At 72.3% G+C, this 23,953-nt stretch carries 25 protein-coding genes and 1 pseudogene; 16 read left to right on the top strand and 10 right to left on the bottom strand.

Going from position 1 to position 23,953, the window contains the following annotated elements:
* Nucleotide 1: 1 nt before the first annotated feature.
* Both R2740_RS14870 and R2740_RS14865 read right to left on the bottom strand, forming a co-directional pair.
* The gene (locus R2740_RS14870) at nt 2-1,423 is read right to left on the bottom strand and encodes an MFS transporter (protein WP_371303470.1); all 1,422 of its coding nucleotides are present in this window, start codon (nt 1,421-1,423) and stop codon (nt 2-4) included.
* Between the two features lie 45 nt (nt 1,424-1,468).
* Nucleotides 1,469-2,125 (bottom strand): nitroreductase family protein, encoded by a 657-nt coding sequence (locus R2740_RS14865; protein WP_371303469.1) that lies wholly within the window; start codon nt 2,123-2,125, stop codon nt 1,469-1,471.
* Between the two features lie 19 nt (nt 2,126-2,144).
* Here R2740_RS14865 and R2740_RS14860 point away from each other — a divergent pair, with 19 nt between their 5' ends.
* Nucleotides 2,145-2,426 (top strand): acylphosphatase, encoded by a 282-nt coding sequence (locus tag R2740_RS14860; RefSeq protein WP_371303468.1) that lies wholly within the window; start codon nt 2,145-2,147, stop codon nt 2,424-2,426.
* A 16-nt stretch (nt 2,427-2,442) separates the two neighbouring features.
* Here the strand turns inward: R2740_RS14860 and R2740_RS14855 are convergent, their stop codons facing one another.
* Nucleotides 2,443-3,003, bottom strand: a complete 561-nt coding sequence (locus tag R2740_RS14855; RefSeq protein ID WP_371303467.1) for a TetR family transcriptional regulator — start codon at nt 3,001-3,003, stop codon at nt 2,443-2,445.
* A gap of 23 nt (nt 3,004-3,026) precedes the next feature.
* Here R2740_RS14855 and R2740_RS14850 point away from each other — a divergent pair, with 23 nt between their 5' ends.
* From R2740_RS14850 to R2740_RS14840, 3 genes are read left to right on the top strand one after another with little or no spacing between them, the layout of a single operon-like run.
* Nucleotides 3,027-3,470 (top strand): SRPBCC family protein, encoded by a 444-nt coding sequence (locus tag R2740_RS14850; RefSeq protein ID WP_371303466.1) that lies wholly within the window; start codon nt 3,027-3,029, stop codon nt 3,468-3,470.
* Nucleotides 3,471-3,518: 48 nt separating this feature from the next.
* Entirely contained in the window at nt 3,519-4,937 is a 1,419-nt protein-coding gene (purB, locus tag R2740_RS14845; protein ID WP_371303465.1) for an adenylosuccinate lyase, read from the top strand.
* Nucleotides 4,934-5,599 carry a hypothetical protein gene (locus tag R2740_RS14840; RefSeq protein ID WP_371303464.1) on the top strand — a complete coding sequence of 222 codons (666 nt, stop codon included), beginning with the start codon at nt 4,934-4,936 and terminating at the stop codon, nt 5,597-5,599. The genes purB and R2740_RS14840 overlap by 4 nt, the downstream gene beginning before the upstream one ends.
* A gap of 6 nt (nt 5,600-5,605) precedes the next feature.
* On the opposite strand, the gene R2740_RS14835 is transcribed toward R2740_RS14840, so the two are convergent.
* Nucleotides 5,606-6,223: a hypothetical protein gene (locus R2740_RS14835; RefSeq protein ID WP_371303463.1), complete on the bottom strand. Its 618-nt coding sequence runs from the start codon at nt 6,221-6,223 to the stop codon at nt 5,606-5,608.
* 22 nt (nt 6,224-6,245) lie between these two features.
* Here R2740_RS14835 and R2740_RS14830 point away from each other — a divergent pair, with 22 nt between their 5' ends.
* Nucleotides 6,246-7,367 carry a glutamate--cysteine ligase gene (locus tag R2740_RS14830; protein WP_371303462.1) on the top strand — a complete coding sequence of 374 codons (1,122 nt, stop codon included), beginning with the start codon at nt 6,246-6,248 and terminating at the stop codon, nt 7,365-7,367.
* A 216-nt stretch (nt 7,368-7,583) separates the two neighbouring features.
* Here the strand turns inward: R2740_RS14830 and R2740_RS14825 are convergent.
* A pseudogene (locus R2740_RS14825) lies at nt 7,584-8,624 on the bottom strand (aminotransferase class III-fold pyridoxal phosphate-dependent enzyme); the annotation flags it as partial.
* A 152-nt stretch (nt 8,625-8,776) separates the two neighbouring features.
* Here R2740_RS14825 and R2740_RS14820 point away from each other — a divergent pair.
* From R2740_RS14820 to R2740_RS14795, 6 genes are all read left to right on the top strand, one after another.
* Nucleotides 8,777-9,676, top strand: coding sequence for a phosphoribosylaminoimidazolesuccinocarboxamide synthase (locus tag R2740_RS14820; RefSeq protein ID WP_371303461.1), 900 nt, complete (start codon nt 8,777-8,779; stop codon nt 9,674-9,676).
* A gap of 61 nt (nt 9,677-9,737) precedes the next feature.
* Complete coding sequence (locus R2740_RS14815) at nt 9,738-10,145, top strand: hypothetical protein (protein ID WP_371303460.1); 408 nt, start codon at nt 9,738-9,740, stop codon at nt 10,143-10,145.
* Between the two features lie 68 nt (nt 10,146-10,213).
* On the top strand, nt 10,214-10,903 hold the full coding sequence (locus R2740_RS14810) for a hypothetical protein (RefSeq protein ID WP_371303459.1): 690 nt from the start codon (nt 10,214-10,216) through the stop codon (nt 10,901-10,903).
* Nucleotides 10,904-11,427: 524 nt separating this feature from the next.
* Nucleotides 11,428-11,748, top strand: coding sequence for a hypothetical protein (locus R2740_RS14805; RefSeq protein ID WP_371303458.1), 321 nt, complete (start codon nt 11,428-11,430; stop codon nt 11,746-11,748).
* A gap of 106 nt (nt 11,749-11,854) precedes the next feature.
* Nucleotides 11,855-11,992 (top strand): hypothetical protein, encoded by a 138-nt coding sequence (locus tag R2740_RS14800; protein WP_371303457.1) that lies wholly within the window; start codon nt 11,855-11,857, stop codon nt 11,990-11,992.
* A gap of 74 nt (nt 11,993-12,066) precedes the next feature.
* A complete protein-coding gene (locus R2740_RS14795; RefSeq protein ID WP_371303456.1) occupies nt 12,067-13,611 on the top strand; it encodes a long-chain fatty acid--CoA ligase in 1,545 nt (514 codons plus the stop codon).
* Between the two features lie 35 nt (nt 13,612-13,646).
* Here R2740_RS14795 and R2740_RS14790 read toward each other — a convergent pair whose 3' ends face one another.
* Together R2740_RS14790 and R2740_RS14785 are read right to left on the bottom strand one after the other, a co-directional pair.
* Nucleotides 13,647-14,051: a hypothetical protein gene (locus tag R2740_RS14790; RefSeq protein WP_371303455.1), complete on the bottom strand. Its 405-nt coding sequence runs from the start codon at nt 14,049-14,051 to the stop codon at nt 13,647-13,649.
* A gap of 50 nt (nt 14,052-14,101) precedes the next feature.
* Nucleotides 14,102-14,617 (bottom strand): general stress protein, encoded by a 516-nt coding sequence (locus R2740_RS14785; RefSeq protein ID WP_371303454.1) that lies wholly within the window; start codon nt 14,615-14,617, stop codon nt 14,102-14,104.
* Nucleotides 14,618-14,640: 23 nt separating this feature from the next.
* On the opposite strand from R2740_RS14785, the gene purS reads away from it, so the two are divergent.
* Both purS and purQ read left to right on the top strand, forming a co-directional pair.
* Nucleotides 14,641-14,922, top strand: a complete 282-nt coding sequence (gene purS / locus R2740_RS14780; RefSeq protein ID WP_371303453.1) for a phosphoribosylformylglycinamidine synthase subunit PurS — start codon at nt 14,641-14,643, stop codon at nt 14,920-14,922.
* Nucleotide 14,923: 1 nt separating this feature from the next.
* Nucleotides 14,924-15,592, top strand: a complete 669-nt coding sequence (gene purQ, locus R2740_RS14775; RefSeq protein ID WP_371303452.1) for a phosphoribosylformylglycinamidine synthase subunit PurQ — start codon at nt 14,924-14,926, stop codon at nt 15,590-15,592.
* Between the two features lie 17 nt (nt 15,593-15,609).
* Here the strand turns inward: purQ and R2740_RS14770 are convergent, their stop codons facing one another.
* The gene (locus R2740_RS14770) at nt 15,610-16,977 is read right to left on the bottom strand and encodes a glycoside hydrolase domain-containing protein (protein ID WP_371303451.1); all 1,368 of its coding nucleotides are present in this window, start codon (nt 16,975-16,977) and stop codon (nt 15,610-15,612) included.
* A 123-nt stretch (nt 16,978-17,100) separates the two neighbouring features.
* Between R2740_RS14770 and R2740_RS14765 the strand changes: the two genes are divergently transcribed.
* The gene (locus R2740_RS14765; protein WP_371303450.1) at nt 17,101-18,189 is read left to right on the top strand and encodes a hypothetical protein; all 1,089 of its coding nucleotides are present in this window, start codon (nt 17,101-17,103) and stop codon (nt 18,187-18,189) included.
* A 43-nt stretch (nt 18,190-18,232) separates the two neighbouring features.
* Here the strand turns inward: R2740_RS14765 and R2740_RS14760 are convergent, their stop codons facing one another.
* The gene (locus R2740_RS14760) at nt 18,233-19,726 is read right to left on the bottom strand and encodes an MFS transporter (protein WP_371303449.1); all 1,494 of its coding nucleotides are present in this window, start codon (nt 19,724-19,726) and stop codon (nt 18,233-18,235) included.
* 114 nt (nt 19,727-19,840) lie between these two features.
* On the opposite strand from R2740_RS14760, the gene R2740_RS14755 reads away from it, so the two are divergent.
* Nucleotides 19,841-20,389, top strand: coding sequence for a TetR/AcrR family transcriptional regulator (locus tag R2740_RS14755; RefSeq protein ID WP_371303448.1), 549 nt, complete (start codon nt 19,841-19,843; stop codon nt 20,387-20,389).
* A 51-nt stretch (nt 20,390-20,440) separates the two neighbouring features.
* Here R2740_RS14755 and R2740_RS14750 read toward each other — a convergent pair whose 3' ends face one another.
* On the bottom strand, nt 20,441-21,796 hold the full coding sequence (locus R2740_RS14750; RefSeq protein ID WP_371303447.1) for a hypothetical protein: 1,356 nt from the start codon (nt 21,794-21,796) through the stop codon (nt 20,441-20,443).
* A gap of 782 nt (nt 21,797-22,578) precedes the next feature.
* Here R2740_RS14750 and R2740_RS14745 point away from each other — a divergent pair.
* A complete protein-coding gene (locus R2740_RS14745; protein ID WP_371303446.1) occupies nt 22,579-23,826 on the top strand; it encodes a PQQ-binding-like beta-propeller repeat protein in 1,248 nt (415 codons plus the stop codon).
* The last annotated feature ends 127 nt before the right edge of the window (nt 23,827-23,953 follow it).

Genomic DNA, 23,953 nt, shown 5'->3' with positions numbered 1-23,953 from the left:
GCTACCCGCCCGCGGTCCCGGCGGGCACCGGGCGGTCACCACGCCGCCAGTCGAGGACCGCGAGGGCCAGCGCCGCGGCGATCAGCACCCCGGCCGACACCAGGGTGACGCGCAGCGCGAGCTGGGGGGCCCAGCCGCGTCCCAGCCCGACCCGGAAGACGCTCATCAGCAGCGCGGCGCCGATCGCGGAGCCGATCCGCTGCCCCGTCTGGAGTGCCCCGCCGGCCGCGCCGCCCATCCGCGGCGGCACGTCCCGCAGGGTGAGCGTGAAGTTGGGGGAGACGACCGCCCCGCCGCCGAGCCCGGCGACCAGCAGCGGCGGCACCAGCAGCCAGACGGGGCTGGTGCCGTCGGGGGCGACCGCGACCACGCCGGCCAGCCCGACCAGCATGGTGCTCAGCGCGATCAGGGTGATCCTCCGGCCGATCACCGAGACCAGCCGGCCGGCGACCGGCGCCGCGACCGCCGACCCGGCGGCGAACGGTGTCACCAGCAGCCCCGCCTCGAGCGCCGACAGGCCGAGCTGCTCCTGGAAGAAGACCGAGAGCACCAGGAACACGCCGGTGAAGCCGGTGAAGTAGATCGCGCCGACCGCCATCCCGTTGCCGTAGCCCGGCGTGTGGCGCAGCAGGGCGATGTCCAGCAGCGGGGCGCCACCGCGGCGTACGACCCGCCGTTCCCAGGCCACGAAGGCCCAGCCGAGCGGCGGCGCCAGGGCGACCAGCAGCAGCACCCACCAGGACTCCCCGATCACGCCGACCAGGGGATAGAGCACCGCCAGCACCATCAGCCCGAGCAGCGCGGCGCCGACCAGGTCCAGCCCCTGCGCCCCGCCGTCGTCGGACGGTCGCCCCGGGACCATGCGGGCGATCAGCACGAGGGCGACCAGGCCGATCGGCACGTTGACCAGGAACAGGTAGCGCCACCCCTGGTCGGCCCCGAAGATCGCGATGATCAGCCCTCCCAGCACCGGTCCGATCGCGGACGAGACCGACACGGTGAAGCCGAACGCCCCGAAGGCCCGACCCCGTTCGTCGCCGGAGAACAGCTGCTGGATCAGCCCGGAGTTCTGCGGGGTCAGCAGCCCGGCGCTCATGCCTTGGGCCAGCCGCGCGGCCACCGCCACCCACGCGGTGGGCGCCAGGCCGACCGCGGCCGAGGAGACGATGAAGCCGGTCAGCCCGATCAGCATCATCCGTCGGCGGCCGTAGGCGTCGCCCAGCCGTCCGCCGGTGACCAGGGTCAGCCCGAAGGCCAGGGCATAGCCGGACACGATCCACTGCACCGTCGCCGCGGTGGTGCCGAGCCCGGCCTGGATCGAGGGAAGCGCGACGTTGACGATGGTCACGTCGAGCAGCGACATGAACCCGACGACGAGGGTGACGCCCAGGATGCGCCACCGGCGCGGGTCGGGCTCGCTCACCCGGCCGAACCTATCGAGCCGCCCCCAACCCGGCCGCACCGAGGCTCAGACCCGGACCAGCACCTCCTCCAGCGGCTTGCGAGTGAGCGCCGGCACGGTGGCTCCGGGTGCGGGGTAGCCGACCGGGACCACGACGAACGGCCGCTCCTCGGCGGGTCGACCGAGAATCGGGCCGAGGAATCGCATCGGGCTCGGGGTGTGCGTGAGCGTCGCGAGCCCCGCGCGGTGGAGGGTGGCGAGCAGCAGGCCGACGGCGATGCCCACCGACTCCTTGACGTAGTAGGGCCGGGGTGTGCTCAGGCCCTGGTGGACCTCGAAGACGACGATCAGAGCGGGGGCGTCGGTGAGGAACGGCTTGTGCCAGTCGGTGCCCAGCGGCTCGAGGGCGTCGAGCCACTCCTCCGAGGCACGCCGCGCGTAGAACTCCCGCTCCTCGGCCTCGGCCGCCTCCCGCAGCTCGCGACGCCGCTGCGCGTCCTCGACGATGACGAAGCGCCAGGGTTGCACGTGTGCGCCGCTCGGCGCCGACGCCGCCGCCCGGACCGCCCACTCCAGGACGCCGTCGGGGATCGGCGTCGGCGCGAAGTCGCGGACGGTCCGCCGCCGCGCCAGGTCGCGCGCGAGCTCCTCGGCGCGGGCCGGCGCCTGGTCCGGCGGGACGCCGTACGTCGGGGCGGGCACGCGGTCGACAGGCTCGGGCACGGTGTCCAGGATAGGAGGGGTGAGCGAGACCGAGCTGGCCGTCGACGTGGTGGCCTCCGGGGTGGTGCAGGGCGTGGCGTTCCGGTGGCACGCGCAGGAGCAGGCGCTGCGGCTCGGGCTGCGCGGCTGGGTGCGCAACGAGGTCGACGGCACGGTGCACGCGTACGCCGTCGGCGAGGACGTCGCGGTCAACGACTTCGTCGCGTGGTGCCGCCACGGCCCGCCCTCGGCGGTGGTCCGCGACCTGCGCGTCTCGCTGGCCGCGCGGCAGCCGGTGCGCGGCTTCGAGATCACCGGCTGACCCTCGCCGGACCGGTTCAGGCCGACCTCGCGGACTCCCAGACGGCCAGGTAGCGCTCGAGCGCCTCGCCCGGACCGGACGGGTCGCCCGAGGCCACCGCGTCGAGGAGCAGCCCCCGCAGCAGCGCGACGCCGAGCCGGACCTCGGCGACGTCGAGCTCGAGTCCGAATCGCTCAGCCGCGGCCAACCCCACGGGGAGCCAGGTGTCCGTCAGGCTGTCGAGGAAGCCTTCGGTGCCGGGTCTCCCGTGCAGCGCCAGCGCCGACGCCTCGAAGAACAGCCGGAGGTAGGGCCACATCTCCGGCGCGCTGAGCAGCGCCCACTGGCGCCGCACCAGGTCGGAGGGGGACGTGGCCTCCTCGGCCAACGCGGCCAGCACGGCCCGTTGGTCGGACTCGACCCGGCTCACGACGGCCGCGACCACACCCTCGCGGGAGCCGAAGTGATAGAGCAGCATCCGGTGGCTGGTGCCCACCGCGGCGGCCAGCTCGCGGAGCGAGGCGTCGGCCAGGCCGTGCGCCGCGGCGTACTCGACCAGTGCGGTGAGCAGGCGGTCGCGTGGGCTTTCGCTCGACATGTACCAAATGGTACACTCGCGGCATGCGCTGGGAGCACACCATTGAGATCGACACGCCGGCCGAGACCGTCTGGGCGGTCACCCTCGACGTCGAGGCGCTGCCCATGATCAGCCCGACCACGATGACGCGGGTGGAGCGGCTCGACCCCGGGCCGTTGCTGCCCGGCAGCCGGGTGCGCATCAAGCAGCCGGGTCAGTCGGCGCGGGTCTGGACCGTCACGGAGACCGAGGCGCCGACCCGCTTCGTCTGGGGGACCCGGGTCGGGTTGGCGCGGATGGTCGCCACCCACCTCGTCGAGCCGACGGCGTCGGGGTGCCGCAACACGCTCCGGCTCGAGCTGACCGGTCGGGGGGCCGGTCTGCTCGGACGGTTCGTCGGCCGCACCCTCGAGCGGGTCCTGGCCACCGAGAACGCCGGGTTCAAGCGGGTCGCCGAGGCACGGGTCGGCCCGCCGCCCGTCGGCTGACGGCGGGCGACGGGTCGATCGCGGGTCCGGCCCCCTAAAATCGGCCGGGTGAGCGTCCCCAACGTCCTGGCCACGCGGTACGCCGCGCCCGACCTCGCCGAGATCTGGTCGCCGGAGCACAAGATCGTGCTCGAGCGGCGGCTGTGGATCGCCGTGCTCCGGGCGCAGCGCGACCTCGGGGTCGAGGTGCCCGACGGGGTCGTCGAGGCCTACGAGCAGGTCGTCGACAAGGTCGACCTCGCCTCGATCGCCGCGCGGGAGCGGGTCACCCGCCACGACGTGAAGGCGAGGATCGAGGAGTTCTGCGCGCTGGCCGGCCACGAGCACATCCACAAGGGGATGACCTCGCGCGACCTCACCGAGAACGTCGAGCAGCTGCAGGTCCGCCAGTCGCTCGCGCTGATGCGCGACCGCGCGGTCGCCGCCCTGGCACGGCTCGGCCGGCTGGCCGCCGAGCACGAGCTGACCGTGATGGCCGGCCGGTCCCACAACGTCGCCGCCCAGGCGACCACGCTGGGCAAGCGCTTCGCGACCGTCGCCGACGAGCTGCTGATCGCGGTGCAGCGGGTCGAGGAGCTGCTGGCGCGCTATCCCCTGCGCGGCATCAAGGGGCCGATGGGCACCAGCCAGGACATGCTCGACCTGCTCGGCGGCGACGAGGCCGCCCTCGCCGAGCTGGAGGGCCGGGTCGCCGCCCACCTCGGCTTCGACCGGACCCTCGCCAGCGTCGGTCAGGTCTATCCCCGCAGCCTCGACTTCGAGGTGGTCTCGGCGCTCGTGCAGCTGGTGGCCGCGCCGTCCAACCTGGCCACCACGATCCGGCTGATGGCCGGCCACGAGCTGGTGACCGAGGGGTTCCAGGAGGGTCAGGTCGGCTCGTCGGCGATGCCGCACAAGATGAACACCCGCTCCTGCGAGCGGGTCAACGGCCTCGCGGTGGTGCTGCGCGGCCATCTCTCCATGGTCGGGGAGCTGGCCGGCGACCAGTGGAACGAGGGCGACGTCTCGTGCTCCGTCGTACGACGGGTGGCGCTGCCCGACGCGTTCTTCGCCACCGACGGTCTCTTCCAGACCTTCCTGACGGTGCTCGACGAGTTCGGCGCCTTCCCGGCGGTGATCCAGCGCGAGCTCGACCGCTACCTGCCGTTCCTGGCGACGACCAAGGTGCTGATGGCCGCGGTCCGGGCGGGGGTCGGTCGCGAGACGGCCCACGAGGCGATCAAGGAGGCGGCGGTCGGTGCCGCGCTCGACCTGCGCTCCGGTCGGCCCGACAACGACGTGTTCGACCGCCTGGCTGCCGATCCTCGGCTCGGTCTGGGCCGGGACCAGATCGACGCGCTGGTCGCCGCGCCAATCACCTTCACCGGCGCGGCGGTCGCGCAGACCGAGCAGGTGTGCAGGAGGATCGGGGATGTCACCGCCCGTCATCCGGACGCGGCGGCGTACTCCCCGGGGAGCATCCTGTGACCGACGAGCAGCAGACCGAGCCCATGGGCGCGCCTGCCGAGCCCGCACCTGAGGCCGCGGCGGCCGAGCCTGCGGTGGCCGAGCCCACGGCGGAGACCTCCGCGGAGCCGACGGCGGACGCCCCGGCCAAGCATGCCGCCGAGGCCCCGGAGGTCGAGCAGCCCGCGGCCGAGACGGCGGCGGCGCCGGCGAGGCACCTGGCCGACGACCCGACCGAGGAACGGGTCACCACCGCCGAACGCGCGCCCCGCGGCCCGGGAGACACCGCCGAGCGGCAGCCGGTCAACGCCCAGCCACCGGCCTACGTCAAGCTCCACCTGCAGGGCAACATGCTGCTCTCGATGATCACGCCGAAGGTGCAGATCGACGGCTACCCCGCCCCCGCGAAGTACGGCGAGAACCTCTTCCCGGTCGCCCCCGGCCAGCACGTCGTCTCCGCCCACGCCCAGTGGATGTGGCAGTACGGCAAGGCTCAGCAGCCGGTGGCGTTGGCGCCGGGGGAGACCGCGGAGCTGTGGTACGCCACCCCCGTGCTCACGTTCCTGCCCGGCGCGATGGGCGCCTCCAAGCAACGGCACCCCGGCATGATGATCCTGCTGCTTCTCTGCGGGGTCGCGCTGGCCTTCGTGGTGGCGCTGGTGATCTTCGCCCTCGGCACCTGAGGCGACTCAGACCAGCGACCAGCCGTCGTGGTGGGCGAGCCGGGTGGCGACGTAGCGGAGATCGTCACGCCAGACGTCCTCCGGCACCGGAGGCAGCATCTCGTTCCACTCGATGACGAGTGACCCCAGCAGGTGCGGCAACCGTGCCGGACGGGCGAAGAACCACACGTGCAGGTGCTCCGAGCCGTCGCCGTAGCGACAGACGTGGACCCGGCCGACGTGCTCCATCCGCTCGATGATCCGGCACAGCCAGACCGAGAGCCGGCCGTACTCCGCCGCGAGCTCGTCGCTCATGTCGGCGTAGTCCATGTGCTCCTTGCTCATCAGCCAGAGCACCAGCGGCAGGCCGCCCGGCCGGGGCGGGTGCACCAGCTTCCAGCGGTCGTTCTCCCAGATCCGGACGGCGTCGCCCTCGCCGGCGCAGGGGACACAGTCGACGCCGTCGACACCGCGGCGCGGCTCCTCGGCCGCCAGTGGCGGCTCCACCACCCGCGGCGCCAGCCGGCCGTCCACCACCTCCCACGGGAAGATGTCCCACTCGTCGACCGGTGGCATCGGGAGGCGTCCCCCCGCGCCCACGGCCGCGACCACTCGGGCGTAGATCTCCTCGGCTGACTCGGGCATGGCTCCACCCTAGGCTGGTCCGGTGCGGATCGACTTCCACCCCTCGACGACTCCCACGCTCGGCGTGGAGTGGGAGTTCGGCCTCGTCGACCGCACCAGCCGCGACCTGGTCAGCGCCGCCGGCGAGCTGATCCGCGCCTCCGGCGAGCGGCTGCCCGACCCGTCGCGGCTGCACGGCGAGCTGCTCCGCAACACCGTCGAGCTGGTCACCGGGATCTGCGACACGGTGGGGGAGGCGATGACCGACCTCGGCCGGCTGCTCGACGTGGTGCTCCCCGAGGCCGACCGGCTCGGCGTCGACCTGTTCGGTGCCGGCGCCCATCCGTTCGCGGCCTGGGACGCCCAGCAGCTGACCGAGGGCCACCGCTACGAGGAGCTGATCAACCGCACCCAGTGGTGGGGCCGGCAGATGCTGATCTGGGGGATGCACGTGCACGTCGGGATGCCCGACCGCGACCGGGTGATGCCGGTGCTGTCGGCGCTGCTCACCTGGTTCCCCCACCTGCAGGCGCTCTCGGCCTCCTCGCCCGTCTGGGCAGGGACCGACACCGGCTACGCCTCCAACCGGGCTCTGATGTTCCAGCAGCTGCCGACCGCGGGCCTGCCGTTCCAGTTCGAGACGTGGGCGGAGTTCGAGTCCTTCGCCGAGGACCAGATCGTCACCGGGGTGATCGAGGAGATCAACGAGATCCGCTGGGACGTGCGCCCGGCGCCCCGGCTCGGCACCATCGAGAACCGTGTCTGCGACGGCATCAGCAACCAGGCGGAGCTCGCGTCGCTGGTGGCGCTGATGCAGTGCCTGGTCGTCGACCTCGACGCGCGTGCCGCCGCCGGTGAGCGGCTGCCGACGCTCCCGCCGTGGCACGTGCAGGAGAACAAGTGGCGCGCCGCGCGCTACGGTCTCGACGCGATCGTGATCCTCGACGCCGACAACACCGAGCGGCTGGTCACCGAGGACCTCGCCGACCTGCTGGTGAGGCTGGAGCCGACCGCCGCCCGCCTCGGGTGTACGACGGAGCTCGCCGGCGTGGCCGACATCGTGGCCGGCGGGGCGTCGTACCAACGGCAGCGGGAGGTCGCGCAGCGCACCGGCGGCGACCTGGTGGCCGTGGTCGACTCGGTGGTCCGCGAGCTCACCCGCTGAGCCGTTCCCCGCACGTCGGGCGACCATTTCCGGCATGTCGGGCGACCATTTCCCGCATGTCGCGGTCAGGTCAGGGCGGCGGCGAACCGGCGGGCCAGCTCCTCGATCTCTTCGGCGCTCATCACCAGGGCGGGGAGACCTGCAGGCCGCCGCCGGCGAGCCCGCGGTCGAGACCCCGTGGACGCGCAATGCGCGCACGGCGTCCTCGACGCCGGCCGGGTCGGCGAGCTGGACGGCGGCGAGGTAGCCGGGCGCGGTCCGCACCTCGGACACCGCGGGCACGCCGGCGAGTGCGTCGGCGAGCGCCGCGTGGAGGAGCGGAGCATGGTCGGCCACGTGCTCGGGCAGCCGCTCGTCGCGCATGATCGCCAGGTTCGCCAGCCCGGCGGCCGCGGCGACGGCGTGCGCGCCGTAGGTGTAGCCGTGCCGCCACACCCCGGCGCCCTCGGCGTAGAACGGGCCCCAGACCCGCTCGGAGGCGAGCACCGCCCCCATCGGGGCATAGCCCGACGTCAGTCCCTTGGCGCACAGCACCAGGTCGGGCTCGAGCCCGAGCAGGTCGGAGCCGAACCAGGCGCCGGTCCGGCCGAAGCCGGTGATCACCTCGTCGGCGACGAACAGCGTGCCTCGCTCGGCGCAGGCCTTGCGCAGTCCGAGCAGGAACTCCTCGCCCGCGAAGCGCACACCGCCCGCGCCGGTGACCGGCTCCGCGAACACCGCGGCGACCCCGCCCGCCTCGTCGAGCCGGGCGATGGCGGCCTCGAGGTCGCCGTGGGTCAGCTCGACGACGTCGGTGTCGAGGTCCGGGACCCCGTCGCGGTTGACCGGGATGCCCGCCAGCGCGGTGCCGCCCTGGTGCATGCCGTGGTAGGCGTGGGTGAGCACCGCGATGGTGGTGCGGGGCGCACCCTCGGACGACGTGAGCTGCGTCCAGCGGCGCACCATCTTGATCGCGGTGTCGACGGAGTCCGAGCCGCCGGAGGTGAAGAACACCCTCGCGTTCGGGACGGGCGCGAGCGCGGCCACCTCGTCGGCCAGCCGGACTGCCGTGTTGACGGCGACATCGCCGAAGGAGCTGTAGGCGGCCAGCCGGGCGGCCTGCTCGGCCATCGCCTCGGCGATCTCGCGACGGCCGTGGCCGACGTTCGCGAACCACAGCCCGGCGGTGGCGTCGAGGTACTCCCGGCCGGTGTCGTCCCACACCCGGCAGCCTTCGCCGCGGGTCAGCACGAACTCCTCACGGCTGACCACCGACATGTCCGCGAAGCCGTGCCACAACGCGCTTCCGCTCACCTCGCCACCTCTCCCTGACGGCGTTCGAGCCGACATCGGTGAGCCTAGTGCGACGGCGGGGTCTGGCGGCTGGACAGGGACTGCGGCGCTCACCGGTACGGCGCTAGGCTCCACGCATGCCGGACCTCGTGCTCCCGCCGGCCCCGGTGCTGCCGGGCGCCACCCACCTGCACTCGGGCAAGGTGCGCGACCTCTACCGCCTCGATGAGGGGGCCGACGCCGGCAAGCTGCTGATGGTGGCCAGCGACCGGATCTCGGCGTTCGACTTCGTGCTCAGCCCGGGCATCCCCGACAAGGGAGAGATCCTGACCCGGATGTCACTGTGGTGGTTCGACCAGCTGGCCGACCTGGTGTCGAACCATCTGGTCTCCCTCGACGTACCCGTGGAGGTGACCGGTCGAGCCGTGGTCTGCGAGCCGTTGGAGATGTTCCCCGTCGAGTGCGTGGCGCGCGGCTACCTCACCGGGTCGGGTCTGCTCGACTACCGCGCGACGGGTGAGGTCTGCGGCATCCCGCTCCCCGAGGGCCTCGAGGACGGCTCCCGGCTGCCCGAGCCGGTCTTCACCCCCGCCACGAAGGCGGCGTTGGGCGACCACGACGAGAACGTGTCCTTCGATGCCGTGGTCGCCACCGTCGGGGCCGGCGACGCGGCGGCGCTGCGGGAGCTCACCTTGACGGTCTATGACCGGGCGGAGCGGATCGCCCGCGAGCGGGGCATCATCCTGGCCGACACCAAGCTGGAGTTCGGGCGCCACAGCGAGTCCGGGGAGATCGTGCTCGCCGACGAGGTGCTCACCCCCGACTCGTCCCGGTTCTGGCCGGCCGACCGGTGGGAGCCAGGTCGCTCGCAGCCGTCCTACGACAAGCAGTTCGTGCGCGACTGGCTGCTCTCGCCCGCGTCCGGATGGGACCGCGCCTCCGGGGAGCCACCGCCCGCGTTGCCCGACGACGTGGTCGCCCAGACCCGGGCGAAGTACGTCGAGGCCTACGAGCGCCTGACCGGCGAGCGCTGGTAGTCCCGTGGTCTCGGGGTCGGCCGGTCGCGCCCACAACCTCGTGGTCCGGATGCACCACCCCGTGGCACCCCTGTTCGCCTACCTCGCCGACCCGCGGCACCGCCCCGAGTGGCAGTCGAGCCTGCGCCGGGTGGAGCTGCTCTCCACCAAGGTCACCGGGGTCGGCACCCGGTGGCGGGACCACACCTGGGCGGGGATGGCGCCCGAGATGCGCGTCATCACCCACGAGCCGCAGCAGGCCTGGGCCGAGGAGGGGAGCTGGCGCGGGCTGCGCGCCTTCCTGCTCATGGTCTTCGTCGACCAGGGCGATGAGACCGATCTGGAGATCTCGGTGCGGATGCGCGGCACCGGCATCTGGCGGCTGCCGGCCGCCGGCTGCCGGGATGCTGACTCCCGCCGCGCTGCGCGGCGACCTCGCACGCGCCGACCGGATCCTCACCCAGCGGGCGACCTGACGCCCGCGCCATGACCTGTTCGGATCATCTGCGCGAGGGTCGCCGGGCTGGTTGACTGTGCTCCGCCACCCAGGAGGTCACCATGCTTCGTCGTCTCGCGCTCGTCGCCCCGCTGCTCGCCGTCACCGCCCTGGTGGCCGGCTGCTCCGGGGCCTCCGACAAGGCCACCGAGAAGTCCATCGAGAAGTCGATCGAGGACGCCACCAGTCAGGACGCCGACGTCAACGTCGACGGCGACAAGGTCAAGGTGGAGACCTCCGACGGCACGTTCGAGGCCGGCGGCAACAAGCTGCCCGACGGCTACCCCGCCGACGACGTGCCCGTGGTCGACGGGAAGATCCTCTTCACCGCCGCGGCCAACGAGGGCTTCAGCGTGACCGTGCAGTACGACGGCACCCCGGCGGAGGCGATCGCGGCCGCGAAGCAGGCCCTCACCGCCGCGGGCATGGACGAGCAGAAGGACGTGCCCGTCATCGGCGACCACGGTGGCCTGTTCACCGGCCACGGCTACGGCGTGGTCATCAGCGCCGACGACTCCACCGGCGGCACGGTGATCGCCTACATCGTCACCCCGGAGGACCTGACCCGAGTCGGATCCGGCTCGGCCAGCCGGGCCAGCCAGGCGTGGTCGCCGTACGCCTGCCGGAGGGCGTCGTGGAGCCAGCTCCGCTGGTCGGCGCCGAGCAGCGGGAGGCAGCTGGCCAGATCGAGCTCGTCCTTCGGACGCTGGAGCCTGGCCTTGAAGAACAGCACCAGCTCCGGGTTGAGGTAGCGGATCCCGTCGCGGGTCCAGGTCACCTCGTCGAGGGGCGCCTCCAGGTCGAGGTCGCGCCGGGCCCGCCAGACGCCGTCGCCGACGGCGTTCAGGATCACGTCCATCACCCACGGCGCACCGGCATGCTCCCGGACCCACGTCTGGGCGAGCGGGTCGAGCGGTTCCGGCCGCTCGTCGGTGACCACCCGGAACGTGCCGCCGTGGTTGCTCCACAGGTGGAACCGATCCCCGAGCTGGCGTCGGAGCTCGGGGAAGTCGGAGGTGAAGATGCCCAGGTCGATGTCCTCGTGGTCACGGGGACACCGGTGAACGCCTCGATCGCCCACCCACCGACCACCCACCACGGGGCCGCGAACCCCTGCATCGCCGCGGCGGCCTCGGCCGGCGTGTAGGGCTCCCAGGGACCGTAGGTCCGGAAGAACTCCCTGTCGCTGTCCGACTCCGCCACCCGCCCATTCTCGTCCACGCTCGATTCGGGCTTTCGTCGGACACCGCCTTCGGTGTCGTGATCCCCTGTCCCGGTGGTGAGAGTGACGTCGGTCCGACTGGTCCTCGCGGCCCTGTGCGCGGGGCTGGTGACGGCCGGCTGCGCGGCGCCGCCCAAGGACGACGGCTCGCGGTGGGACCCCGTGCCCACCGGGGCCGCGGCGTCGACGAAGGAAGCCGGACCGCAGGCCACGGCGTCCTCCGGGCCGAGGGCTCCCCGGACCCGCGCCGCGGCGAACCGGCGCCGGCGGGGCGACGGCTCGTCGTCCATCGAGGTCACCGAGGGACGGCTGCCTCCCGGGTTCCCGGAGGGTATCCCCATCGTCGACGGCACGATCGTGCAGGGCATCCGGTGACGGGCCGGCTCTTCAGCGTCACGGTCGGCTTCGCCGGCTCGGCGGCCTCGGCCGAGGAGTCGGTCCGGCGCCTGCTCCTGGAGGCCGGGTTCGTCGAGGGAGCTCGATGGTGACGCCCTACGGCCAGCGCCTGGTCACCTTCACCGGTGCCGGGCTCCAGGTCTCCGCCACGATCTCCGGCGGCGACTCCTCCGCCACGGTCATCTACGGCGTCGAGGGCGGGGGCGACGGCGGCGTCCGGTGACCTGACCGGCCGCGCCGCCAGGCGTCGAGGGCGCGAGCCTGGCGCGCGGTGCGGCGTCGGCCTAGGTTGGCGACATGTACAACCTGTCGATCCTGCTCGAGGACTCCGCCCGCAAGTACCCCACCCGCGACGCCCTGGTGCTGGGCGAGACCAGGCTCAGCTATGCCCAGGTCGACGGCGCGGCCAACCAGGTGGCCAACTATCTGGTGTCCCTCGGGATCCAGCCCGGTGACAAGGTCGCGCTGACCTGTCCCAACCTGCCCTACTTCCCGATCGTCTACTACGGCATCCTCAAGGCCGGCGCGGTCGTGGTCCCGCTCAACGTGCTCAACAAGGGCCGCGAGGTCACCTACTACCTCGACGACTCGGGCGCCAAGGCCTACTTCTGCTTCCAGGGCACCCCCGAGCTGCCGATGGGCGAGGACGGGTACGCCGGCTTCCAGGCCGCCGCCGGCTGCGAGACCTTCGTCTACATCCCCGCCGACCCGACGGCCGCCTCGCCCTTCGACGACACGGTGACGCTGGGCGCCGCCACCGGTCAGCTGCCCCCGGTCTTCGAGGCGCGGGTGCGTCAGGAGACCGACACCGCGGTCATCCTCTACACCAGCGGCACCACCGGCCAGGCCAAGGGTGCGGAGCTGTCCCACAGCAACCTGATGATGAACGCGATGACCTGCAACCGGCTGTTCAACGCACAGCCCGCCAGCGACACCCACCTGCTGACGCTGCCGCTGTTCCACTCCTTCGGCTCGACCGTGCAGATGAACGCCGGGTTCTCGATGGCGGCGACGCTGGTGCTGCTGCCGCGCTTCGACGCGCAGGCGGCGGTCGACCTGATGCAGCGGGAGGACGTCACCTTCTTCGCCGGCGTGCCGACCATGTGGTGGGGGCTGCTGGGTGCCCTCGAGGGCGCCGACGTCGACAAGATCGCCGGCAACATGCGGGTCGCGGTCTCGGGCGGGGCCAGCCTCCCCGTCGAGATCATCAAGGAGGTGCAGGCCCGGCTGGGTGTGCAGATCCTGGAGGGCTACGGGCTGTCGGAGACCTCGCCGGTCGCGACCTTCTCCGACCCCGACCGTGAACCGCGGCCCGGGTCGATCGGCGTGCCCATCTGGGGTGTGGAGCTGAAGCTCATCGACAACGAGTGGAACACCGTCGAGGGCGCGGACGAGATCGGCGAGATCGCGATCCGCGGGCACAACATCATGACCGGCTACCTCAACCGGCCGGAGGCGACCGCCGAGGCCGTCCGCGACGGCTGGTTCCGCAGCGGCGACCTGGCCCGGCGCGACGAGGACGGGTTCTACTACATCGTCGACCGGTCCAAGGACATGATCATCCGCGGGGGCTTCAACGTCTATCCGCGGGAGATCGAGGAGGTCCTGATCAGCCATCCCGACGTGTCGTTGGCCGCCGTGGTCGGCGTACCCCACGACAGCCACGGCGAGGAGATCAAGGCGTTCGTGATCCGCAACCAGGGCGCCACGATCACCGAGGACGAGCTGGTCGCGTGGGCCAAGGAGCAGATGGCGGCCTACAAGTACCCCCGGATCGTCGCCTTCGTCGACTCGCTGCCGATGACGGCCACCGGCAAGATCCTCAAGCGCGAGCTGGTCTAGCCGGTCGGCTGAGGTCGGACCTCGGCCCGGGCTCTTCAGGCCTGGACCGGGACGGCGCTGAAGGCCGCGCGGATCGCCTCCACCTGCTTGCGCTCGAGGGAGCCGAGCAGCCGCAGCGAGAGGCCGTGGGGACCCTCGAGCAGCTCGGCGCTACCTCGGACCAGGAGCATCAGGACCCACCGACCAGCCCCAACAGCAGGAACACCATCGTCGGGATCACCTTGCGCACCAGTCGGTACGACGTCGGTGAGACTGCCGGGCAGTGCCTGGAGCACCTGGGCGACGAAGAGTGTCGCCCGGTCAGCGGAGACAGGGACGGGCAGGTCCTCGGCGACCTCCACCTCGTGGGAGCGCGCGATGCGCACCACGAGGAGGCCGACCAGCCCGGTGACGAGGATGAGCAGGCCGATGCCGACGGCGGTCTCCTGGTCGAAGGTCATGCCGCCACGCTAGGTGCGCTGGCCCGCCGGCGCAGGCGTTCGCGAGAAGTTCAGGCGAACGGGTTGGGCAACGCACCAGGCAGCCCGGCGAGGAGCTCACGGGCCCGGGTGGCGTGCTTGTGCTCCACCAGCACCTCGTACCTCGTGGCGACCACGGTGCTGACGGAGGAGAAGTCGCGCTGGCCTCGCGTGGCGGCGTACCCGGCGATCGCCCAGATCACACCGAACGCCGCGCCGAACGCTGCCGTGGCGGCGATGGTGGCGAACAGGGACCCCTCGGCGCTGAACATGGAGAGCACCAGGCCGACGAACAGGCCGAGCCACAGGCCCGAGACCAGGCCGCCGAGCGCGACCTTGCCGTAGGTGAGCCGGCCGGTGATCCGCTCGAGCTGCTTGAGGTCGGTGCCGACGATCAGGCAGTTCTCGACGGGGAACTCCTGATCGGACAGGAAGTCGACCGTGCGCTGCGCCTCCTGGTAGCTGTCATAGATCGCCAGCGACTGCGGGAACTCCAGCTGCAGTGCGCGCCGCGGTCCAGCACCGGGAGCCATGTTCGGGTTGGCCATGCCTCAACCCTAGACTCATCCCCATGGCACGCTTCGTGGTCGACGTCATGCCCAAGCGCGAGATCCTCGATCCCCAGGGCAAGGCCGTGCTCGGCGCGCTGCCGAGACTCGGGTTCGAGGGGGTGCACGACGTCCGTCAGGGCAAGCGGTTCGAGATCGAGGTGGACGGCGAGGTCACCGACGACCTGCTCGCGCAGGTCCGCAAGATGGCCGAGGTGCTGCTGTCCAACCCGGTGATCGAGGACTTCGAGGTCCACGTCGAGGAGCACACCGTCGCCGAGATCGCGCACGAGGAAGGTCGCTGAGGTGAAGATCGGAGTCGTGACCTTCCCCGGGTCGCTCGACGACGCCGACGCGGGGCGGGCGGTCACGACCGGCGGCCACGAGGCCGTCGCCCTCTGGCACGCCGACGCCGACCTGCGCGGGGTGGACGCCGTGGTGCTGCCCGGTGGCTTCTCCTACGGCGACTACCTGCGGTGCGGCGCGATCTCGCGCTTCGCGCCGGTGATGGGTGAGGTGATCGAGGCGGCCGGCCGGGGGCTTCCGGTGCTGGGCATCTGCAACGGCTTCCAGATCCTGTGCGAGTCGCACCTGCTGCCGGGCGCGCTGATCCGCAACGACCACCGCAAGTTCGTCTGCCGCGACCAGCGGCTGCGCATCGACAACAACCGCACCCCGTGGACCTCCGCCTACGCCGAGGGCCAGGAGATCGTCATCCCGCTGAAGAACGGCGAGGGCGGCTACGTCGCCGACCAGGCCACCCTCGACCGGCTCGAGGGCGAGGGCCGCGTGGTGGCGCGCTACCTCGAGGTCAACCCCAACGGGTCGCTGCGCGACATCGCGGGCGTCACCAACGAGCGGGGCAACGTGGTCGGCCTGATGCCGCATCCCGAGCATGCCGTCGATGCGCTCTGCGGCCCCGGCACCGACGGCCTGGGCTTCTTCACCAGCCTGGTCGAGCAGGCACTCGCCTGACGCTGCCCCCGCCTGGGTCAGCGTTTGCCGGCCTGGAGGGCCTGCCACTGCGTGGCGGTCACCACGCCGGAGGCCGTGAAGCCGCGCCGCTTCTGCCATGCGCGGACGGCCGCGTCGGTGTTCTTGTTGAAGACTCCGCGCACGTTGAGCTGTGCGTGGCCGGTGGCGTTGAGCGCCCGCTGCAGCCGGCGGACGGCGGCGCCCGCCGAGCCGAACTTCACCAGGTTGCGCGGGCCGGCGGCGACCAGCGACATCCAGTTGCGACGCGACCAGCCGTCCTTGACGAGCATCCCGTGGTCGGCCTGCCAGGCGCGTACGGCGGCGATCAGCTTGTCGTCGTACAGGCCGCTGATCTTGCCGGCGTAGACCTGCTTCTCCTTGAGCAGGCACTGCAGCGCCTTGACCTTCGGGGCCGGCGCGTTGTCGACCGAGAGCGGCTCGTAGATCCAGTAGTTGACCGGGATCCCGCCACAGTGGGTCTCAGCCGGGGCCATGGAGCCGGCGCCCAGGTCGAGCCAGTTGCGGTCGATGTTGATGGTGACGCCGCCCCAGGTCTCGTTGTGGCCGCCCTGGTACTGCTTCATCCGGTTGCCCGGCAGCCAGCCGTCGTCGCGGATGTACGACGTGGTGACGTTGGCCTTGCCGTCCCACCGGGCGATCCAGATGCGGTCCGGCAGGTTGAACTGGCCGGGCCGGTTGACCCGCGCGTCGTCGAGCATCTTGATGCCCGAGCCGGCGCTGGAGTAGAAGCCGGGGACGTAGTCGTGCGTGCGCAGCTGGTAGACCCACGCGCTGGTGAAGGCGAGCGCCGACTCGCGGCAGCGGGTGTTGGTCAGGTCGAAGCCCTCGAGGTCGTACCACAGCGTGCTGCCCGGGGCGAGGCCGAGTGCGGCCGCGTCGGCGGCGGTCTTGTCGGCCTCGGCCCAGCCCATCTTGCGGGCCTGGTAGTACTTCCCGTTCGCGCCGGGCTTGGGGTTGATCGTCGGGTCGTCGTCGTACCGCGGGAACCGCGGCTGGCACGACGCCTGGGGTCCGAGGGTGATGGGGAGCAGCCGCCAGCCCTTCTTGAGCTGGGTGGCGATCCACTCCTGGCTCAGGTTGGGCTGGTTGCGGCAGGCGCGTGAGTTGCCCGAGATGTAGATCCCGACCGCCCAGAACGGCGAGCTGGTGCGCCAGGTGTCCATGCTCTTCTGGGTCGGCGCCAGACACTGGTCGAAGCCGTATCCGGTGAAGTTGCCGGGCGTCACCCGGTTGTCGGCCGCCGCGGGCTGCGGCGTCGCCCACACCCCGCCGGCGACCACGGCGGCCAGGGTGCCCAGGGCCGCGAGCCGGGTCGAGCGCGCCCGCGCAGGGGGACGGGCGAACAGACGGGGAAGGCGGATCATCGGTGCTCCAGACGGCGCGGTCGGGGGAAGGGCGATCGGCACGAAGGCACCACGATAACCCCAAGGGTCACTTCCGTCACAGGCTTCGGGGGGTGGGGTTGGCGCCTCCGAGGAGCGAGATGGATGAAATCGGGGCATAAATCGACGAAGTCGCTCCTCGGAGGCGTGGTGCGCGCCCTGTCCACAGGACGCCGGATGCCGGGTTGCGAGGCGGCGTCGGCGGGAAAGACCTCGGTCATGGACGACAGCCTGAGCCCGCGACGCCCCTTCCCGACAGACGTGGTGCACCCGACTGCGGTCGATGCCGCCCAGCGATCCGGCCCTTCGGCCGGGAGGGCTCGGGGTCGCCGATGGCGCCGTTCGTCGTTCGGGCTGTACGTCCCCCGGAGCGTCCGCCTCAGTCCCGAGCAGCGGATCGTCGAGGTGGCTGCGGCCATGCCGCCCGGGGCGATGCTCACCGGATGGGCAGCGTTGCGCGTCTTCGGTGGCGGCTTCTTCGATGGGTCCGACGCCTGGTCGAAACCCGCTCCGGTGCCGGTCCTGGTCGAGGCCGACAAGCGGCTGAGCTCGTCGCGGGCGCGCCGGGTGCTCCGCGACCGCGCTCTGCCTCAGCCGGTTCTCTTCGAGGGGCTCTGGTGCGCTCCGCCGGAGCGCGCCGTCATCGACGCGATGCGGCTCGCGGACAGCGGGCGCGATGCCGTCGTAGCGCTCGACATGGCGCTGGCAGCGGGTCTCGTCTCGGTGGCCGCGGTACGGCGAGCCTGGTCCGGTGAGATCCGTCGGGTCGGGTCGGCGCTGGTCCGGTTCGGTCTCAGGTATGCGCACGACAGGAGCCGATCGCCGGCGGAGACGCGGTTGCGGCTGGTGTGGCTGCTCGACGCGCGTCTCCCATCCCCGCTGGTCAACCCTGAGGTGAGGGACCGCCGGGGACGGGTGATCGGAGCGCCCGACCTGCTCGATCCCCGATCCGGTCTCGTCGCGGAGTACGACGGGGCGTCACATCGCGGTCGGGATCGTCATCGCGTCGACAACACGCGGCGCGAGCGGTTCCTCCAGGCTGGGTTGGAACCCGTGACCGTGGTGGCCGGCGAGCCTGTAGCCGAGGTCGTGCGCCGACTGCATGCCGCTCGCCGGCGCGCCCTGCGTCGGTCGCCGACCGAGCATCAGTGGATGTATGCCTCCGAGGAGCGAGAACGCGAAATTTCGGCGTGAAATTTGCAATCTCGCTCCTCGGAGGCGCAAAGACCCGCCAGCCTCAGGCGGCCAGGTCGAGCTCGGGTCCGGGCTCGGGGGCGTCGACCCGGGCCGGCGCGTGGTCGCCACGGGGTGCGCGCAGCGCGAAGGCCGCGACCAGGAAAGCCGCCGCCGAGAACGCCGCCGAGGTGAGGAAGGCCGCTTGAGCGCCGGGGACGAACTCACCGGGCACCGCGCCGGCGGCGTACACCGACACGATCGCGGCCACCCCGACGGCGCTGCCCAGCTGCTGCGTGGTCTGCAGCAGGCCGGAGGCGGCGCCGGCGTACTCCGGCTCCACTCCGCCGAGCACGGTCGCGGTGATCGGCATGAACGCCAGCCCGGTGGCCAGCCCCGCAATCAGCACCGGTCCGAAGACGGAGGCGAGGTAGCTGCCGGTGGTGTCGACGAAGCTGAGCCAGGAGTACGCCGCGACCAGCGCCAGCGTCGCCGTCATGATCATCACGCGCGGGCCGACCCGAGCGATCAGCCACGGGGTGACGCGTGACATCGCGAAGACTCCGAGGCTGAAGGGCAGGAAGGCCACCCCGGCCTGCAGTGGCCCCAGGCCGAGGACCCGCTGGTCGTACTGCACGACCAGGAAGAACATCGACAGGTTGGCGCCGATGACGAGTGCCATGGCTGCGAGCGCGGCCACCCGACGTCGGTTGCGGACCAGGTGTGGCCGCACCAACGGGTGCGGGTGGCGCACCTCGGTGCGGGCGAGTACGGCGATCAGCAGGGCGCCGACCGCGAGCCCGCTGATCGTGCGCACCGACAGCCAGCCGTGCTCGGGCGTCCCGATCAGCGACCACACGATGGCGACCGCGCCGAGGGTGGCGGTGAGCGCGCCGACCAGGTCGAAGCTGCCGGGACGCTTCGGGGTCTCGGCGACGAAGCGGCGGGCGCTGGCCAGCACGGCGAGGCCGATCGGCACGTTGATGAACAGCGTCCAGCGCCATGATCCGACGTCGGTCAGGGCGCCGCCGAGGAGGAGGCCGATGGACGCGCCTCCGGACGAGACGGCGCCGAACAGCGCCAGCGCCCGGTTGCGGGCGGCCTCGTCGGGCGCACTCGTCGTGAGCAGCGCCAGGACGCTCGGCGCGGCCAGGGCGGCCCCGACGCCCTGGAGGGCCCGGGCGGTGACGAGCTGGCCGGGTGTCTGGGCGAGCCCGCCCAGCAGGGAGAAGACGGTGAAGATCGCGAGTCCGATCTCGAACAGCCGGAGCCGGCCGCGGATGTCGCCGAGGCGGCCGCCGAGCAGCAGCAGCCCACCGAAGGCGAGCGTGTAGGCGTTGAGCACCCACGACAGGCTCGCCGGGCCGAAGCCGAGGTCGCTGTCGATGCGGGGGAGGGCGACGTTCACGACGGTGGCGTCCAGCACCAGCATCAGCTGGGCCATCAGCACGATGAGGATGCCGGTGGCGGCGCGGCCCGCGTTGGCGGGCAGCTCGTCCGGCAGGTCGCCGTGGTGGCGGTCGGGACCCGTGGAGGTCCCGGGGATCTGGGAGGTCACAGGTGGTTCCTTGTCTGGCCTTCACGCGAAGGCCGAGGTACGGTTGGAGCGGAGGATCTCTCCGGTTCTCCACCACAATACGGAGACTGTCTCCGTTTGGCAAGGGGTGACGTGATGCGTGCCGATGCGCGACGCAACCGCGAGGCGCTGATAGAGGCCGCTCGCGAGGTGTTCCGCGAGCAGGGCTACGACGCCTCCCTCGACCTCGTCGCCAAGCGCGCGGGCGTCGGACCGGGCACGCTCTACCGGCACTTCCCCACCCGCGAGTCGCTGATGGACGCGATGCTGCAGAGTTGGGTCGACCGCGTCAACGACACCACCGACAAGGTGCTGCTCCACGAGGGCCCGCCGCGCGACCTGCTGCTCTCCTGGCTCCAGGAGTACGTCGGCCTGATCAGCGTCCACAAGGGCGGGCCGGCCAAGATCACCGGCTCCTTCGGTGTCGAGGGGTCGGCCATCTCCACCAAGTGTCAGGCCCTGGTCGACGCCACCGACCGGGTCATCGACCGGCTCGAGGACCAGGGTGCGCTCCGCGCCGACGTGGAGGCCGTGCAGATGTGCCGCCTGGTCGGAGGGGTCGCGGTCGTGGCGGACAACGGCGGCCTCGAGCCCGACGACGTACGCCCCATGCTCGAGGTCGTCGCCGACGGCTTCCTGGCCTGATCGGGCGGGTGCCCGCTGGGCGCGAGCCCGGTCGGACTGCCCCGAGGGCGCCTAGTCCGACTGCCCCGAGGGCGGCGGGTCGTACCTCGGCCCGGGAGCTGCGGGTGGCGGTGGTGCCGGCGGGGGCGGAGGCCCTGCCGGAGGCTGGGCCGGCGCCGGCGGTGGTGGCGGGCCAGCGGCCGGCGGCCGTGGCGCGGCGGGCTGGGACCAACCGCCTCCGCCGGCGGCGGGGTAGCTGGTCGTGCTGGGGGTGACGATGGGCCCCAGCGAGGTGCGCACCGGGGTCGGCATCGTCACGGCGTAGGTGGCCAGCACGGGCAGCGAGAACCACAGCGCCGCCTCCCAGCCGCTCAGCTGGGAGCCCCGGTTGTGCTCGACGGCGACCGTGATGATGCCGGCCAGCAGGATGCCGCCCAGCAGGACCAGCAGCATCGGCCGCTGCCGCGGCAGGGAGTTGAGGGTGGCGCGGGCCACCAGGGCGGCCACGGCCGAGCCGACCACCAGCACCAGGGAGACCACGCCGGTGGCGGTGAAGTCGCCGAGGGCCGCCATGCGGAGGATGTCCGCGGCCGCCCGGATGGCCTGTCCGATGGCGACGACGAGCAACGCGAGGTCGGCGGTGCGGATCCAGCTCGAGAACGGGTCCATCTGCTGGGCGACGAGCCGGCGCACCGGCCGGGTGACAGCAAGGGCGCCGGCCGGCGCGGCGAGCACGAGCGCGGCGACCGGGCTGTTCCAGCGCTCCCAGATCTGCTCGCCGAAGAGGCCGGTGCCGGAGTTGTTGAGGGCGAAGAGCGAGACGACCAGCCAGGTGCCGGCCACCACGACGAAGGTCCGCTGGCTGTCGGGCTTCATGTTCAGCAGCCCCACCGCCGGGATGCCGACAACGGCCAGGAACAGCAGCGGCCGGACCATCAGGATCACCAGGAGCATCGGCAGGTCGTCGAGGAGGCCGCCGTAGCCGGTGACCCCGTCGACGAAGTAGGCCACGAACGTCGCGAGTCCCAGGGCGACCGTGGCCACCACCGTGACCCGGGTGGCGGAGACCCAGATCCCGCCCGACCCCGGCTCCTCGTCGGCCTCTCGGGGTGAGACGGCGAGCACCGCCCCGGCCACCGCCATGGCGATGCCGGAGCCGAGGCCCCCACCGAAGTACGACGTCACGTTGACGAGCTCGTTGACCAGCGCCGCCGCCACGCTCGCGAGCAGGGGGACGGCCAGCGCCGCCTTCGTCACGCGGACATGACGGCGGCTCCAGCCGGGCAGCACACCCGCCTTGGCGACGTAGGGGACGACGAGCGCCGCCAGCGCGGCCAGCACCGAGATCACCACCCACCACCGGTCGTTGCTGTCGCTGGACAGGTCCCAGGGCATCGCGAGCGAGGTGAACAGCATCACGGCGGCCACGCCGTCGAGGACGTAGTCGGAGACCGGCCAGCCGAGGAACGGGTTGGCCCTCGGGGCCGACTGCCGGGGAGGGGCACGGCATAGCCCGGGGGTGGGTAGCCGGGCGCCGGGCCGGGTGCGGGTGCGCCGGGCTGCATCTGCGGCGGGGGTGGCGGCAGCACGCGAGGCGCCTCCTGCCCGCGGATCCGGGTCCGGTCGGCCTCGTCCGGGTCGGCACCCGACGGCGGTTCGGACCCGGCAGGGGCGGGGGCTGCCGGCGGTGGCGTTCCCTGGGGCGAGCCGGCGCCGGCGCCCGAGTCGCCCACCAGCGTGGCGCCGCACATGGCGCAGAAGGTCCCACCCTGAGCGGGCGCCCCACAGTTCCCGCAGAAGTTCGGCATCGCAGCTCCCGATCGACGAGGTCGCAGGCAACCTAGCACCGACCAGTCACCCCGGCGGGACATGTCCGTGCCGGCCGCGAGCCGGCGTTGACGTCGTCGCGCCCGCGCGTGATGTCGGTCCCCGCCGAGTCGCTCCGCCGTGCGGTGCGAGCGGTCTAGCATGTCTGCACCCCCGGGTCCGGTGGGCGTCGACGCGAGAGGGCATGGCCGGTGAGCTACTGCGGATCCTGTGGGAGTCCCCGCCCGGCCGAAGGCCGGTTCTGCACCCAGTGTGGGAGCCCGTTCGGCGGCCCGGCGCCGGCCCAGCCCGGACAGGTCCCACCGGCCGAGACCCGTCCGCTCGCCGCGGCCACGGCCCCCGTCGACCGCCTCGGCGAGGCACCGCCGTACGCCGTGGGGCCCATGCCCGCCGTCGAGGCCTCCGGCGGCCGACCCCGCTGGGTGCTGCCGGTGCTCGCCGGCGTGGTGGCGATGCTGCTCGTCGGGGGCGCCCTGGCCTGGACCCTGCGGGGCGGCTCGGGGTCCGGGTACACCAGCTCGGGCTATGACCGGACCCCGCTGGTCCGCGCGGTGACCTCGGAGCCCGAGGAGGCGTGGAGCTGGACCGGTGCCGGTGACGGCATCGGCGTGCGGGTCCATGGCGGTGACAGCTACGTGTCCGACTTCAACGGCGACAGCGCCGAGCTGGTGGCGTTGGACAAGAACGGCGAGGAGCGCTGGAGGGTCAGCGACTCGGTCGGCGGCTACGTGTCCGGCCTGTCCGACGACGGCGACATCCTGCTCCTCTCGGCCATCGACGAGAGCGGCGGGATCACCGCGATCGACACCAGCGACGGGTCCACGCTGTGGTCGGACGAGGTCGGCTACGTCGGCCAGGTGCGGGGCAAGATCTTCTGGTTCTTCGACGGCAGCACCCTCGGCATCGCCGACGTGGAGACCGGCGAGCAGCAGTGGTCGGAGCCCTCCGACAACTTCGCCCTCGACGGCGACACCATGTTCGTCCAGGACGGCCGGCGGCTGTCCGCGATGGACCTCGACAGCGGCGATGAGCTGTGGACCGCCGATCTGCCGGGAGTCGACGAGGACACCTACCCCACCGTGGTCGCGACCGACGGGCTCGTCGCCGTGTCCGTGCACGGCGACGTGACGGCCTACGACGCCCGCAAGGGCACCGAGCTCTGGCACCAGTCGATCGACGAGGACCGCGGTGACTCGCTGTCCTACGGCGGTCCCGGGCTGGTGATGCTCGAGGAGTACGCCGACAGCGACAGCTACACCGACGGCCGGGCCCGGTTCTTCGACCGGGACGGCAGTCGGGGCACGGTGAGCATCGATGTCGACGACTACTCGTTCAACGCCGTCGGCATCTCCTCCGGTGCGGGTGACTACATCGTCGACACCTCGTCCGGAACCGTCTACGACGACCAGCTGGAGCCGGTGTCCCGGGTGCCCGGCACGGTCTACCCCGTCGATGGTGGCCTCTACTCGGCCGACGGGGACGACGTCGGCTTCTACCGGTTCGACGAGTCCCGTCGCAGCTGGCACCTCTCCGTCGGCTCGGCGAGCGGCGACGAGGGCGACACCTACCTGATCCCGGTGGACGGTGCTTTGCTGACGGTCTCGGGCGGCACGCTGACCCGCTACGAGTGAAGCCGGCCCGCGCCGACCAGCGGCGGCGGGTCGCCGTCACCGGCCGTGCCGGTCCAGCGCCGGGGCACGCGTCGGGCGCCGGTCGGCTCGCCGGTAGATTGAGCCCCGTGGCCGAGACCCCCGCCGA

The organism is Nocardioides sp. (assembly GCF_041393715.1).
Taxonomy (GTDB): Bacteria; Actinomycetota; Actinomycetes; order Propionibacteriales; family Nocardioidaceae; genus Nocardioides.
This window is presented reverse-complemented; position numbering and strand designations above follow the sequence as displayed.